We start from the raw sequence: 13,378 nt of genomic DNA on the forward strand, positions 1-13,378 counted from the left end.
GATGGATCTGGATGTCTGGGGCTGGGCGATCGCGGTGATCGCCGCCATCTCGGTCGGCATGGCGAAGGGCGGCTTGCCGATGGTCGGCTCGCTTTCGGTGCCGCTGCTGGCCTCGGTGATGAACCCGGTCGCGGCGGCGGGGCTGCTGCTGCCGGTCTATGTGATCTCCGACGTCTTCGGGCTGATCGCCTATCGGCGCGACTTCGACGCGCGGGTGCTGAAGATCATGGTGCCGGCGACGGCGCTTGGCGTCGGGCTCGGCTGGGCCACCGCCTCGCGCGTGCCCGAGGCGGCGGTGACGTTCCTCGTCGGGCTGATCGGCGCGGTCTTCGCGCTCAACGCACTCCTGCGCCCGCGGCTTGGCGCGGCGCGCGAGCCGCGGGTGGCGCCCGGCTATTTCTGGGGCCTCATCACCGGCTTCACCAGCTTCGTCAGCCATTCCGGCGCGCCGCCGTTCCAGGCCTATGTGATCCCGCTGAACCTGCCGCGCACCACTTTCGCCGGCACCGCGACGATCCTCTTCGCCTGGGTCAACGCGATCAAGCTGATCCCCTATTGGGCGCTCGGCCAGATCAATCTCTCGAGCCTCGAGACGGCAGTGATCCTCGCCATTCCCGCCGCCGCGGCGGTTTTCCTTGGCGTGAAGCTGGTGCGGGTGATCCCGCATGAGACCTTCTACAAGATCATCACCTGGGCGCTGCTGCTGATCTCGCTCAAGCTGATCTGGGATGCGTTCCGCTGAGGTTCATGCCTCCGGCGGAAGTATTTGTGCCAAGAAGAAACCCTGTCGCTTTTTCTTGGCATAAATACTCATTCCCCGGCCGGCGCCGGGCACAGCGTCAGATGCCCTTGCCCGGCGCCTCCCGCAGCGGCTGATACTCCGCGCCCGAGGCGAGCAGGCAGCTCTGCCCCGAGGGCAGGGTGACGACGATCGAAAACGTCCCGCTCTCCTCCGAGGCGAAGACCTCGAGCACCGCGTTGTTCGCCGCGATGCCGATGCCCCGGCGCGTCTCGTGATAGCGGTCCGTCAGCTGCGCGACGATCTCGGCGCGCGCGCCGCAGGCGATCCCCTCGGGATGCGCCACCTGTGTCGCCGCGATCAGCGCGGCCAGGCCGAAGGAAAGGGCGAAAAGCTGCTTTTGCATCCTGGGCATCGGAACCTCCGGAAACGGCGTTATGCGGAAAGGCTGCGCCGGAGCGCTTGAAAATTGGTTAACGCTGCCGCCGTTCCCGCCGCGTTCTGCCTGTTCCCGCCGCGCTGCGGCAAATCGGGTCTTGCCGGAAGTGTCTTCGTCGTGCTCTTTGGCGCAAGATTGTTGCGAGGAGAGAATCATGTCCGCCCAGTCCGCGACCCGCCCCTATCGTTCGGTGCTCTATATTCCCGGCTCGAAGGAGCGCGCGCTGGAAAAGGCCACCGGCCTTGCCTGCGACGCGATCATCTTCGATCTCGAGGATGCCGTCGCCGTCGATGAAAAGGTGAACGCCCGCGGCATTCTCGCCAAGGCGCTGACCGAGGCCGATTACGGCGGGCGCGCGCGCATCGTGCGGATCAACGGGCTCGACACCGACTGGGGCAAGGACGACGTGCTGGCGATGGCCGCGGCGATCCACGCCGGCGCGAAGATCGACGCGATCCTGATCCCCAAGGTCTCGATGAAATCCGACCTCGACGCGGTGGCGAACCTGATCAACGGCGTGCCGCTCTGGGCGATGATGGAGACGACGATGGGCATGCTCAACGCGCCCGAAATCGCCGCCCATCCGCGGCTCGAGGGCATGGTGATGGGCACCAACGACCTCGCCAAGGAACTGCAATGCCGCTTCCGCGCCGACCGGCTGCCGATGCTGACCGGGCTTGGCCTCTGCGTTCTGGCGGCGAAGACCTATGGCAAGATCATCGTCGACGGCGTCTATAACGCCTTCAAGGACGAAGACGGCCTCAAGGCCGAATGCGAGCAGGGCCGCGACATGGGCTTTGACGGCAAGACGCTGATCCACCCCGCCCAGCTCGAGATCGCGAACGCCGCCTTTGCGCCCTCGGAGGCCGAGATCGACCTCGCGAAGCGCCAGATCGCCGCCTTCGAGGAGGCCGAGAAAGCCGGCCTCGGTGTCGCGGTTGTGGATGGAAAGATCGTCGAAAACCTGCATATCGTGACCGCGCGGCAGGTTCTCGCGAAGGCGGAGGCGATCGCCGCGCTCAACGCTTGAAAGGCGCGCCATGACGATCCTGATCCTCGGCATCCTGCTCTGGGTGCTGCCCCATATGTTCAAGCGCCTCGCGCCGCGGCGGCATCTGATGCTGATGCCGCAGGTGCGCTCGATGGTCGCCGGCCTCGTCGCCGTGGGCGTCGTGCTGATGGTGATCGGCTACCGGATGACCGGGCCGCAGGCCAATCTCTATGACCCGCTGCCGGGCATGGGGCACGCGAACAACACGCTGATGCTGATCTCGATCTACCTCTTCGGGGTGAGCGGCGCGCGTTCGGTGCTGATCGACAAGATCCGCCACCCGATGCTTACCGGCATGCTGCTCTGGGCCGTCGCCCACCTCTTGGTGAACGGCGATCCGGCCTCGGTGGTGATGTTCGGCTCGCTCGGTGTCTGGGCCGTGGTCGAGATGGTGCTGATCAACCGCGCGGGTCCGTGGAAGAAACCGAAGCCCGGCTCCTTCACCGGCGACATCAAGAACCTGATCGGCACGCTCCTGATCTACGGCATCATCGCCTGGATCCATATCAAGCTTGGCCACAACCCCTTCCTGGGAACCTATCCATGAAACTCTATCGCCTGCTGACCGAGGACGACACCTCGGCCTTCTGTCACAAGGTCTCGCTCGCGCTTTCCAAGGGGTGGGAACTGCACGGCGACCCCGCCTATGGGTTCGACGCGGCGCGCGGCGTGATGCGCTGCGCGCAGGCGGTGACGAAGGACGTTCCGGGCGACTACCACCCCGATCTGAAACTGGGAGAGCAATGATGGCGGCGAAAACCAATCCGGGCCGGTTTTTCGAGGATTACAAGATCGGCGAGGTGATCACCCATGCCGTGCCGCGCACCGTGGCCGAGGGCGAACGTGCGCTTTATCACGCGCTCTACCCGGCGCGGCATGCGCTTTACTCGAGCGACGTCTTCGCGGCGAATAGCGGCCTCGACGGCTCGCCGGTGGATGACCTGATCGCCTTCCACATCGTCTTCGGCAAGACCGTGCCGGACATCTCGCTCAATGCCGTCGCCAATCTCGGTTATGCCGAGGGGCGCTGGATCTTGCCGGTCTATCCGGGCGACACGCTGCGCTCGGAAAGCGAGGTGATCGGCCTCAAGGAGAACTCGAACGGCAAGTCGGGCGTCGTCTATGTCCGCACTCGCGGGATCAACCAGAACGACGAGGTCGTGCTGGAATATGTGCGCTGGGTGATGGTGCGGAAGGGCAACCTCGACGCGCCGGCGCCGAAGACGGTGCTGCCCGACCTGCAAAAGGTCGTGCCGGCCGAGGATCTGATCGTGCCCGAGGGCCTCGATTTCAGCGAGTATGACTTCACCCTCGCGGGCGAGCCGCACCGGCTGGGCGATTACGAGATCGGCGAGAAGATCGACCATGTCGACGGCGTGACGATCGAGGAAGCCGAGCACATGATCGCGACGCGGCTTTGGCAGAACACCGCCAAGGTGCATTTCGACGCCACCTTCCGCGAGGACGGCAAGCGGCTGATCTACGGCGGCCATGTGATTTCGATGGCGCGCGCGCTCTCGTTCAACGGGCTCGCGAATGCGCAGATGATCGTCGCGCTGAACGGCGGCGCGCATGCCAACCCCTGCTTTGCCGGCGACACGGTGAAGGCCTGGTCGGAAGTGCTCGACAAGGCCGAGACCGATGCCCCCGGCGTCGGCGCGATCCGGCTGCGGCTCGTTGCAGTGAAACAGGGCGCCGCCCCCTTCGCGCTCAAGGGCGAGGATGGCAAATACGCGCCCGAGGTGCTGCTCGATCTCGACTATTGGGCGCTCATGCCGGTGTAAGCGCCGGCGGCTGCGCCGGGCTTCGAGTATTTAGACCAAGGAAAAGGAAGCGGTCTTTTTCCTGGCTCAAATACTCTAAATCCGACGCCACCAGAGGCGCGCCGCTGAAGGGGAGGCTCACGCCTCCCCGTTTTCCTTCAGCCATTTGGCGATCAACGGCCAGGCCTCGGTCAGCGTGCGCGAGCCCATGAAGAGGCCGATATGCCCGCCGGGCACCAGCTTCTCCTCGATCTTCGCCTTGGGCGTGCCGAGCAGATCGCGCGCGGCGAAGACCTGTTCCTTCGTGGTGATGTCGTCGCTCTCGCCCGCGAGCAGATAGGTGGGGCAGGTGACATCGGACAGTTTCAGCTCACGCCCGAGACCGACGAACTTGCCCTTGGCGAAGAGGTTCTGCTTGAACAGCAGGTTGATCGCCTGAAGGTAGTAGCGGCCGGGCAGGTCGACCGGGTTCTCGTACCAGCTCTCGAACACCTCGGTGCGCTTGATGTAATGCGGATCGTGGATGTTCTCGTAAAGGTCGATGTATTTCGTCACATATTGCTTGTCGGGGTGCATCGCCTTCCAGCCGGCGAGCATGTTCGCGCCCAGCATCCGCCCCTCGCCCGCGACCACCATCTGCTCGTAAAGCGAAAGCGGCATCTTGTGCGCGAGCGCCCGGATCGGTCCGTCGCCGGCATTGGTGTCGATCGGCGAGCCGGCGAGCACCAGCGTCGCGACCTTGCCCGGGAAGCGCGCGGCATACATCGCCGACATCCAGCCGCCCTGACACAGCCCGACCAGGTTCACCCGCCCGCCCAGCTCGTCGACCACGACGTTCAGCTCGGCCAGATACTTGTCGATGTCGAAATCCCGCATCTCTTCCGTCGCGGTCTTCCAGTCGGTGACGTAGACGCGCCCGATCCCGTTCGCGAGCAGCGTCGCGGCCAGGCTCTGCCCCTCGGCGAAATCGGCGATCGTCGAATTGTGCCCGGCATAGGGCGCGTCCACCACCACCGGCAGGCCCTTCGCATCGGGCGCCGAAAAATCGCGCAGCCGCATCGTGTCGAGATCGAGGCGCACGGTGTTCTTCGTCGCCCATTTCGGCTGCGGCGGGTTGCGGATCTTCTGCGCGAGATCGACGAATTTCATGTTGCGCCGGAAAGCGTCGAGCCCGGCCTCGCCGATTTGCAGCCCGGCTTCGAGCGGCCAGAAGATCGGCAGAGAGAATTCACCCGTGGAGGATTTGCTGGAGGTTTCGGTCATCTCAGAACTCCTATGATCCTCCTCCCTGGCCTCCAGATGGACAGCGCGCGTCCCGGTTTCAACCCCGACGCTGCGTCGCGCGCGCTGAGTCGCGCGAGCGGTAACATGTGATCACGCGCCGAAAATTTGTGATCACGATGCCTGTTTTTTCGCCGTTCGCGGGGGATAAACCGCGTTTTCATCATTCAGCCCTCGTGACTTGGCCGAAATATGCGTTATTGAGGAAGCGCAATCCGGCCAGCTCCGCCCGCGCCAGCCGCCCTCGACAGGCGCGCCCCCGGGGCACAGCGACAGAGGGACCCAAAATGGCTGAGACGAAACGGGTCGAGCGACCCCTTTCCCCCTTCATGCTCGGACAGTATTACCGCGTCCAGATGACCTCGATGAGCTCGATCGTCACGCGGATCACCGGCAATGCCTTGATCGCGAGCTTCTTTCTCGGCGCGTGGTGGCTTCTCGCCGCGGTCACGAGCAAGGAATATTTCGACTTCGTGAACTGGATCGCGACCTCCTGGATCGGCTGGCTGATCTGGATCGGCTCGGCCTGGGCGATCTGGTATCACTACCTCGCGGGGCTGCGGCACCTGCTGTGGGACGCCGGCAAGGGGCTCGAGATCGGCATCGCCGAAAAGCTCGGCTGGGCCTGCGTCATCGGCTCGGTGGTGCTCACCGCGCTGACCATCGTCTTCGTCATGGTCTGAGGAGGCTTTCATGCGTTATCTGACCGACCGCAAGCGCGCCGTGGGCAAGGGCGCCGCGCATACCGGCACCGAAACCCACTGGTACATGACCATGTCCTCGGTCGTGCTCGCCTTCCTGGTGCCGACCTTCCTCTTCATCTTCGGCCGCGCCCTTGGGCAGGACCAGCAGACCGTGGTCGAGACCTTCGGCCGCCCGTTCCCGGCGATCCTGACCGCGCTCGTCACGCTGATCGGCATGCGTCACTTCGCCAAGGGCGCGCAGATGATGCTCGAGGACTACACCCAGGGCACGATGCGCAAGGGTCTGGTGATCCTCGTCTATTCGCTCGCCTACCTGGTGACGGCCATCGTGCTCTACGCGCTGGCCAAGATGACTTTCCTCGGCATCGTGCTGAGCGCTGCGAACTGATACGGGAACCGGAAAATGGCTGCTTATACCTACGAGACGCATGATTACGACGTCGTGGTGATCGGTGCCGGCGGTGCCGGCCTGCGCGCGACGCTCGGCATGGCCGAACAGGGCCTGCGCACCGCCTGCGTGACCAAGGTCTTCCCGACCCGCTCGCACACCGTGGCCGCGCAGGGTGGCATCGCCGCCTCCCTGGGCAACATGGGCCCGGACAGCTGGCAATGGCACATGTACGACACGGTGAAGGGCTCCGACTGGCTCGGCGACACCGACGCGATGGAATATCTCGCGCGTTCCGCCCCCGCCGCGGTCTATGAGCTCGAGCACTACGGCGTGCCCTTCTCGCGCACCGAAGAGGGCAAGATCTACCAGCGCCCCTTCGGCGGTCACACCACCGAATTCGGCGAAGGCCCGCCGGTGCAGCGCACCTGCGCCGCGGCCGACCGTACCGGCCACGCGATCCTGCACACGCTCTACGGCCAGTCGCTGAAGAACAACGCGGAATTCTTCATCGAATATTTCGCGATCGACCTGATCATGTCGGAAGACGGCGTCTGCCAGGGCGTGGTCTGCTGGAAGCTCGACGACGGCACCTTCCACGTCTTCAACGCGAAGATGACGGTGCTCGCCACCGGCGGTTATGGCCGCGCCTATTTCAGCTGCACCTCGGCGCATACCTGCACCGGTGACGGCGGCGGCATGGTGGCGCGCGCGGGCCTCGCGCTGCAGGACATGGAATTCGTGCAGTTCCACCCGACCGGCATCTACGGCTCGGGCTGCCTGATCACCGAGGGTGCCCGCGGCGAAGGCGGCTACCTGACGAACTCGGAAGGCGAGCGGTTCATGGAACGCTACGCGCCGCACTACAAGGATCTGTCGCCGCGCGACTACGTCTCGCGCTGCATGACGATGGAGATCCGCGAAGGCCGCGGCGTGGGCGAGCACAAGGATCACATCTTCCTCAACCTGAGCCACCTGCCGAAGGAAGCGCTCGCCGAGCGTCTGCCGGGCATCTCGGAATCGGCGAAGATCTTCGCCGGCGTCGACGTGACGAAGGAGCCGATCCCGGTGCTGCCGACCGTGCACTACAACATGGGCGGCATTCCGACGAACTACTGGGGCGAGGTGCTCAACCCGACGCCCGAGAACCCGACCGGCGTCGTCCCGGGCCTGATGGCCGTGGGCGAGGCGGGCTGCGCCTCGGTGCACGGGGCGAACCGCCTCGGCTCGAACTCGCTGATCGACCTCGTGGTCTTCGGCCGCGCCGCCGCGATCCGCGCCGGCGAGATCGTCGATCCGAAAGCCTTCCCGGCGAAGCTGAACAAGGCTTCGGTGGACAAGGCCTTCGACCGCTTCGACGGGCTGCGCAACGCCAGCGGCGGCACGCCGACGGCCGAGCTGCGCCTCGAGATGCAGCGCACGATGCAGGCCGACGCGGCGGTGTTCCGCACCGACAAGACGCTCGCCGAGGGCGTCGAGAAGATGACGGCCGTCGCCGGCAAGCTGGGCGATCTGCATGTCACCGACCGCTCGCTGATCTGGAACTCGGATCTGATGGAGACGCTCGAGCTGACCAACCTGATGCCGAACGCGCTCGCCACCATCGTCGGCGCCGAGGCGCGCAAGGAAAGCCGTGGCGCCCATGCCTCGGAAGACCATGCGACGCGCGACGACGCCAACTGGCGGATCCACTCGGTGCTGCGGGTCGACGGCGACAAGGTCGATCTGACCTACCGTCCGGTGATCACCGAGCCGCTGACGACCGAGGCCGAGGGCGGCATCTCGCTCGCCACGATCGCGCCGAAGGCTCGCGTGTTCTGATGCGGTTCGGCGGGGCATATGCAGCGCTGGCGGCGGGGCTCGTCCTCGCCGGCTGCGCGCCTGTCCACGTCGAGACCGCCGAACGGCAATGCCTGCAGCAGCTGCGACCGAAGGCCCCGATCTCGGGTGAGGCCGGAATGGGCGTCACCTCGGACGGGTTCCGCACGAGGACGAAGGTCGAGGTCAACCTCGGCACCAGCCTCGGCGGCACCACCGACCCTTCGGCCGCCTTCGACGCCTGCGTCTATCGAAAATCCGGCCGCATGCCGACGCGGCCGCTTTACGCCCGAACCGATTGGAAGGGATAAACCATGGTTCAGTTCACGCTTCCCAAGAACTCCAAGATCCGCGTCGGCAAGACCTGGCCGCGCCCGTCCGCCGCCAAGAACGTCCGCAAGTTCCAGATCTACCGCTGGGATCCGGACACCGGCGAAAACCCCCGTGTCGACACCTATTTCCTCGACATGGACAAATGTGGCCCGATGGTTCTCGACGCGCTCTTGAAGATCAAGAACGAGATCGACCCGACGCTGACCTTCCGCCGCTCCTGCCGTGAGGGCATCTGCGGCTCCTGCGCGATGAACATCGACGGGATCAACACGCTCGCCTGCATCTACGGCCTCGACGAGATCAAGGGCGACACCGTCAAGATCTACCCGCTGCCGCATATGCCGGTGGTGAAGGATCTGATCCCCGATCTGACGCATTTCTACGCGCAGCACGCCTCGATCATGCCCTTCCTGCAGACGAAGACGAACACGCCCGAGAAGGAATGGCGCCAGTCGATCGAGGATCGCAAGAAACTCGACGGTCTCTATGAATGCGTCATGTGCGCGTCCTGCTCGACGTCGTGCCCGAGCTACTGGTGGAACTCCGACCGCTACCTCGGCCCGGCGGCGCTGCTGCACGCCTATCGCTGGCTGATCGACAGCCGCGACGAGGCGACGGCGGAACGTCTCGACGCGCTCGAGGATCCGTTCAAGCTCTACCGCTGCCACACGATCATGAACTGCGCGAAGACCTGCCCGAAAGGCCTGAACCCGGCCAAGGCGATCGCGGAGATCAAGCGGATGATGCTCTCGCGCATCGTCTGAGCGCGGCACAGCCACAAGATCTGGGCCTCGGGGCGACCCGGGGCCCTTTTCGTTGCTGCTCCGCCACGGAAATCAGGCAAAATGCTGCACTGCAGAAAAATGACGCTGCGTCCGCGGCATTTTTCCTTTTCTTTTACCTTGTGCCCCCCTAAATGGGCGTCAGGGAGGAACTCGACCATGATCACAGGAGAGTTCCATGTCGAAAGTCGTCAAGTTCCTGAAGAAGTCGGAACAGGACAAGGCCGCTGAAGCGCTGAAGGTGCTGGAAGACCTCTACGCCTATTACACGCCCGAGACCGACACTCCGGTGGCGGCGGGTGCGGTGAAAGAGGAAAGCGCGCTCGGGCTGATGTATGCCTATTATTCGGCCGCCTGACCGGCGCCGGATCGCAAGACCGGGCCCCGGCATTCGCCGGGGCTTTTCTTTTGCCGCGCGCTGCGCAGGATGGCGGCAAAGGAGACCCCGATGAAACTTGCCCAACCCGAACATGCCGCCCCCGCCGCCGCCGCCGCGCTGAAGGCGATCCCGCCGGTGATCTGCTATCCGGTCGAAACCCTGCCGCGCCCCGATGTCGCGGGCTATCGCGCGGTGCGCCCCGGCTGGGATCTGCTCGAGGAGGTCATCATCCCCGCGCGCGAGGCCCGCTTCTTCGAGGTGCAGGCGGGGCATTTCTTCCGCATCGTCTCGATCGAGGGGCCGCAGGTGGGCGATCTGAACCTCTGGAGCCTCGAGGATCTGAACGAGCGGTTCTATTCCGGCAAGACGCGGGCGCTGCACGGCACGCATCTGTCGACCGGCGATCAGCTCTGGTCCTCGATCCCCTATCTGCGGCCGATGGCGACGATCACCGAGGACACGCTCGACTGGTACGGTTTCGACGAGCACGGTGGCTCGGTGCATGACGTGATCGGCACGCGCTGCGATCCCTACACGCATTATCTGCTGTCGGGGGGCGAGAATTACCACCATTGCTGCCATTCGAACCTGACCCGCGCGCTGACCGAGGAAACCGGGCTGATGAAGCACGCCTGCGAATTCCATGTGCATGACGTGCTGAACGTCTTCATGTGCACCGGGTTCACCCGCGACACCGGCCAGTATTTCATGAAGGCCTCGCCGGTGCGCCCGGGCGATTTCCTCGAATTCTTCGCCGAGATCGACCTCGGCTGTGCGCTTTCGGCCTGTCCGGGTGGCGACTGCTCTTCCGAGCACAGCTCGGACGCCGCCGCCTGCCATCCGCTGAAGGTCGAGATCTACCGCCCGCAGCAGGCCCCCGCCGGATGGGAGCCGGCCGCCTACAACGGCTACGACCGCAGTCACGGGATCTGAGCGGGGCAGGGGGCTCCGCCCCCGTCCTTCGGACTCCCCCGGGATATTTCAGCACTTTGGAAGCGCCTTTCCAAAGTGCCCAAATATCCCGGGGTGAACGGGCCGCAGGCCCGGAGGGGCAGCGCCCCTAGCCGGCCTCTCCGTCGCGCAGTTCGATCTCGAGGAAGCGCTCGAAATCCTCGAGGTCGATCGGTTCGAGCTGGCCGAAGCTCTGGATCCAGGTGATCGCGCCATGCATCGCCGCGGGTTCGAGCTTGCACCACTTCAGCCGGCCGCGTTTTTCCTGACTGATCAGCCCCGCCTCGGCGAGGATCGCGAGATGTTTCGAGATCGCGGCGAGCGACATCTCGAACGGTTCGGCGACATCGGTCACCGCCATGTCGTCCTCAAGCAGCATCGTCAGGATCGCCCGCCGCGTCGGATCGGCGAGCGCGGCAAAGACCTGATCGAGTGGCGTGGCGGCGGATGTCATGCCCCAGTCATGCGGCGGAGCGCGAAAAACGTCAACTGATCGGTTGAATATGCCCGGGCGGCGAAAACCGCCGGACGGGCGGCATGCGCGCCGAAGAAAATCTGTGAAATCACGCCTTTTCAGTCACTTGCATACGGCTTCTGCGGGCGCTAACGGCGTTGACTCACTCGGCCGTGAACTGTATCACCACGGCGAAGAGTTGCGGGGGTATCCATGACCGATCGTCCCTCGGAGGAGCAGCATTCCGAACGCCTCGCGGCACTGGAAAAGCGGCTCGCCGAACGGCGCAAGGCCGAGGAAGTGGCGAAGCCCGCAGCGGATGGCTCGTTGCGCATGGCTGACATGGCCTGGCGGATGGTCATCGAACTGGTTTCGGGGCTGGGGATCGGCTTCGGCATCGGATACGGGCTCGACTCGCTCGCGGGGACGAAGCCCTGGCTGATGCTCGTGTTCACGATCCTCGGGCTTGTGGCGGGGGTGAAGGTGATGCTTCGATCCGCCGCCGACATGAACAAGGCTGCGGCGGCAGGGGTCGTCGCGACGGGAAATCCGGTGGTGCGCACCACCGATGAAGAAGGAAGATAGACGTGGCGGAAGATGCTGAAGGCCTGATGTTCCACCCGATGGAGCCGTTCAAGATCCATCCGCTGTTCGGCGACGGCCCGATCCACTGGTACACCCCCACCAACGCGACACTCTGGATGGCGATCGGCGTGCTCGCGATCGCGCTCCTGCTCGTCGTCGGCACCCGCGGCCGCGCCATCGTGCCGAGCCGGATCCAGTCGATCGCCGAGCTCGCCTATGGCTTCATCCACAAGATGGTCGAGGATGTCGCCGGCAAGGACGGGCTGAAGTTCTTCCCCTATATCTTCACGCTCTTCCTGTTCATCGTCTTCTCGAACTTCCTCGGGCTGATCCCGATGGCCTTCACGCCGACCTCGCATATCGCGGTCACCGGCGTGCTCGCGCTTGCCGTGTTCCTGACCGTGACGATCGTCGGCTTCGTGAAGAACGGGGCGAGCTTCCTTGGCCTCTTCTGGGTCTCCTCGGCGCCGCTGATCCTGCGTCCGATCCTTGCCGTGATCGAGGTCATCTCCTACTTCGTGCGCCCGGTCAGCCACTCCATCCGACTTGCGGGCAACATGATGGCCGGCCACGCCGTGATCGAGGTCTTCGCCGGCTTCGCGCCGCTGATCCTGATGTCGGCGATCGGCATCGCCGTGACCCCGCTCTCGGTTCTCGCGATCACCGCGATGTACGGGCTCGAGATGATGGTGGCCTTCATCCAGGCCTATGTCTTCACGATCCTGACCTGCGTCTACCTCAAGGACGCGCTGCATCCGCACCACTAATTCCCGCGGCGGCACAGGCCGCCCGGGCCAACCCGATACACCTCTTCCAACCGTAAGGAGATCACTATGGAACTCATCGCCGCCGCCGCTCTGGGCAAATACATCGGTGCTGGCCTCGCCTGCATCGGCCTCGGTGGGGCCGCCATGGGCGTGGGCAACGTCGCCGGCAACTTCCTCGCTGGCGCCCTGCGCAACCCGTCGGCCGCCGCCGGCCAGACCGCGACCCTGTTCATCGGCATCGCCTTCGCGGAAGCGCTCGGGATCTTCGCGTTCCTCGTCGCGCTCCTGCTGATGTTCGCCGTCTGATCCCAGACCTATCCTTGCGGTCGGCTGGGTGCGTTCGCGCGCCCAGCCGGTAACTGAAGGGTCCAGGGGGACGATATGGCAAACGAAACTGAAGCGGCCGGGATGGCGCATGACATGGCGGAAGCCGCCGGTCACGCTGCCGAATCCGCGGGCATGCCGCAACTCGATTTCTCGACCTTCCCGAACCAGATCTTCTGGCTCGTGGTCACCCTGGTCGTGATCTACTGGCTGCTTTCGCGCATCGCGCTGCCGCGGATTTCCTCCGTGCTCGCCGATCGCCAGGGCGCCATCGCCGGCGACGTCGCCGCGGCCGAGGATTACAAGCTGAAGGCGAAGGACGCCGAGGCCGCCTATGAAAAGGCCCTCGCCGACGCCCGCGCCCAGGCGCAGAAGATCGTCGCGGAAGCCCGTGCCGAGATCCAGAAGGAGCTCGACGCTGCCACCGCGAAAGCCGATGCCGAGATCGCCGTGCGCGCCTCGGAATCGGAAGCGAAGATCGGCGAGATCCGCGCCGGTGCGCTCGAGGCGGTTCAGGCCGTCGCGAAGGACACCGCGGCCGAGATCGTCGCGGCTCTGGGCGGCAAGGCGGATGCCGGCTCGCTCGAAGCGGCCGTCGGCGCGCGGCTGAAAGGGTAATG

The 13,378-nt window shown here is 65.0% G+C and carries 19 protein-coding genes; 16 read left to right on the top strand and 3 right to left on the bottom strand.

Annotation, left to right across the window (positions count from 1 at the left end; genetic code table 11):
- Nucleotides 1-7 precede the first annotated feature (7 nt).
- The gene (locus AB7U46_RS02900) at nt 8-742 is read left to right on the top strand and encodes a sulfite exporter TauE/SafE family protein (RefSeq protein ID WP_428335541.1); all 735 of its coding nucleotides are present in this window, start codon (nt 8-10) and stop codon (nt 740-742) included.
- A 97-nt stretch (nt 743-839) separates the two neighbouring features.
- Here AB7U46_RS02900 and AB7U46_RS02905 read toward each other — a convergent pair whose 3' ends face one another.
- A complete protein-coding gene (locus AB7U46_RS02905) occupies nt 840-1,154 on the bottom strand; it encodes a hypothetical protein (RefSeq protein ID WP_428335430.1) in 315 nt (104 codons plus the stop codon).
- Between the two features lie 178 nt (nt 1,155-1,332).
- Between AB7U46_RS02905 and AB7U46_RS02910 the strand changes: the two genes are divergently transcribed.
- From AB7U46_RS02910 to AB7U46_RS02925, 4 genes are read left to right on the top strand one after another with little or no spacing between them, the layout of a single operon-like run.
- On the top strand, nt 1,333-2,208 hold the full coding sequence (locus tag AB7U46_RS02910; protein ID WP_428335431.1) for an HpcH/HpaI aldolase/citrate lyase family protein: 876 nt from the start codon (nt 1,333-1,335) through the stop codon (nt 2,206-2,208).
- A 10-nt stretch (nt 2,209-2,218) separates the two neighbouring features.
- Nucleotides 2,219-2,776 (top strand): NnrU family protein, encoded by a 558-nt coding sequence (locus AB7U46_RS02915; protein ID WP_428335432.1) that lies wholly within the window; start codon nt 2,219-2,221, stop codon nt 2,774-2,776.
- Nucleotides 2,773-2,976 carry a DUF1737 domain-containing protein gene (locus AB7U46_RS02920; protein WP_428335433.1) on the top strand — a complete coding sequence of 68 codons (204 nt, stop codon included), beginning with the start codon at nt 2,773-2,775 and terminating at the stop codon, nt 2,974-2,976. The genes AB7U46_RS02915 and AB7U46_RS02920 overlap by 4 nt, the downstream gene beginning before the upstream one ends.
- Nucleotides 2,976-4,013 carry a MaoC family dehydratase gene (locus AB7U46_RS02925; protein ID WP_428335434.1) on the top strand — a complete coding sequence of 346 codons (1,038 nt, stop codon included), beginning with the start codon at nt 2,976-2,978 and terminating at the stop codon, nt 4,011-4,013. Before AB7U46_RS02920 ends, AB7U46_RS02925 begins: the two co-directional genes overlap by 1 nt.
- Nucleotides 4,014-4,130: 117 nt before the next feature.
- Here the strand turns inward: AB7U46_RS02925 and AB7U46_RS02930 are convergent, their stop codons facing one another.
- Nucleotides 4,131-5,255 carry an alpha/beta fold hydrolase gene (locus tag AB7U46_RS02930; RefSeq protein ID WP_428335435.1) on the bottom strand — a complete coding sequence of 375 codons (1,125 nt, stop codon included), beginning with the start codon at nt 5,253-5,255 and terminating at the stop codon, nt 4,131-4,133.
- A 305-nt stretch (nt 5,256-5,560) separates the two neighbouring features.
- Here AB7U46_RS02930 and sdhC point away from each other — a divergent pair, with 305 nt between their 5' ends.
- The 7 genes from sdhC (at nt 5,561) to AB7U46_RS02965 (ending at nt 10,610) form a co-directional block, all read left to right on the top strand.
- Nucleotides 5,561-5,956 carry a succinate dehydrogenase, cytochrome b556 subunit gene (gene sdhC, locus AB7U46_RS02935; protein ID WP_428335436.1) on the top strand — a complete coding sequence of 132 codons (396 nt, stop codon included), beginning with the start codon at nt 5,561-5,563 and terminating at the stop codon, nt 5,954-5,956.
- Between the two features lie 10 nt (nt 5,957-5,966).
- Nucleotides 5,967-6,365: a succinate dehydrogenase, hydrophobic membrane anchor protein gene (locus AB7U46_RS02940; RefSeq protein ID WP_428335437.1), complete on the top strand. Its 399-nt coding sequence runs from the start codon at nt 5,967-5,969 to the stop codon at nt 6,363-6,365.
- Between the two features lie 15 nt (nt 6,366-6,380).
- The gene (sdhA, locus tag AB7U46_RS02945; protein WP_428335438.1) at nt 6,381-8,186 is read left to right on the top strand and encodes a succinate dehydrogenase flavoprotein subunit; all 1,806 of its coding nucleotides are present in this window, start codon (nt 6,381-6,383) and stop codon (nt 8,184-8,186) included.
- Nucleotides 8,186-8,494 carry a hypothetical protein gene (locus tag AB7U46_RS02950; RefSeq protein ID WP_428335439.1) on the top strand — a complete coding sequence of 103 codons (309 nt, stop codon included), beginning with the start codon at nt 8,186-8,188 and terminating at the stop codon, nt 8,492-8,494. Before sdhA ends, AB7U46_RS02950 begins: the two co-directional genes overlap by 1 nt.
- Nucleotides 8,495-8,497: 3 nt before the next feature.
- Nucleotides 8,498-9,280 (top strand): succinate dehydrogenase iron-sulfur subunit, encoded by a 783-nt coding sequence (locus AB7U46_RS02955; protein ID WP_428335440.1) that lies wholly within the window; start codon nt 8,498-8,500, stop codon nt 9,278-9,280.
- 196 nt (nt 9,281-9,476) lie between these two features.
- The gene (locus AB7U46_RS02960) at nt 9,477-9,656 is read left to right on the top strand and encodes a hypothetical protein (protein ID WP_428335441.1); all 180 of its coding nucleotides are present in this window, start codon (nt 9,477-9,479) and stop codon (nt 9,654-9,656) included.
- Nucleotides 9,657-9,746: 90 nt separating this feature from the next.
- Nucleotides 9,747-10,610, top strand: coding sequence for an urea carboxylase-associated family protein (locus tag AB7U46_RS02965; protein WP_428335442.1), 864 nt, complete (start codon nt 9,747-9,749; stop codon nt 10,608-10,610).
- Between the two features lie 127 nt (nt 10,611-10,737).
- Here the strand turns inward: AB7U46_RS02965 and AB7U46_RS02970 are convergent, their stop codons facing one another.
- On the bottom strand, nt 10,738-11,082 hold the full coding sequence (locus AB7U46_RS02970; protein WP_428335443.1) for an ArsR/SmtB family transcription factor: 345 nt from the start codon (nt 11,080-11,082) through the stop codon (nt 10,738-10,740).
- A gap of 213 nt (nt 11,083-11,295) precedes the next feature.
- On the opposite strand from AB7U46_RS02970, the gene AB7U46_RS02975 reads away from it, so the two are divergent.
- The 4 genes from AB7U46_RS02975 to AB7U46_RS02990 all read left to right on the top strand — a co-directional run bounded on the left by AB7U46_RS02975 (nt 11,296) and on the right by AB7U46_RS02990 (nt 13,376).
- Entirely contained in the window at nt 11,296-11,667 is a 372-nt protein-coding gene (locus AB7U46_RS02975; RefSeq protein WP_428335444.1) for an AtpZ/AtpI family protein, read from the top strand.
- A gap of 26 nt (nt 11,668-11,693) precedes the next feature.
- The gene (locus AB7U46_RS02980; protein ID WP_428335542.1) at nt 11,694-12,434 is read left to right on the top strand and encodes a F0F1 ATP synthase subunit A; all 741 of its coding nucleotides are present in this window, start codon (nt 11,694-11,696) and stop codon (nt 12,432-12,434) included.
- A 66-nt stretch (nt 12,435-12,500) separates the two neighbouring features.
- Nucleotides 12,501-12,740, top strand: coding sequence for a F0F1 ATP synthase subunit C (locus AB7U46_RS02985; RefSeq protein WP_428335445.1), 240 nt, complete (start codon nt 12,501-12,503; stop codon nt 12,738-12,740).
- 75 nt (nt 12,741-12,815) lie between these two features.
- The gene (locus tag AB7U46_RS02990; RefSeq protein WP_428335446.1) at nt 12,816-13,376 is read left to right on the top strand and encodes a F0F1 ATP synthase subunit B'; all 561 of its coding nucleotides are present in this window, start codon (nt 12,816-12,818) and stop codon (nt 13,374-13,376) included.
- Nucleotides 13,377-13,378 lie beyond the last annotated feature (2 nt).

The sequence above is a fragment of the Paenirhodobacter sp. genome (genome assembly GCF_050177655.1).
GTDB lineage: Bacteria > Pseudomonadota > Alphaproteobacteria > Rhodobacterales > Rhodobacteraceae > Rhodobacter.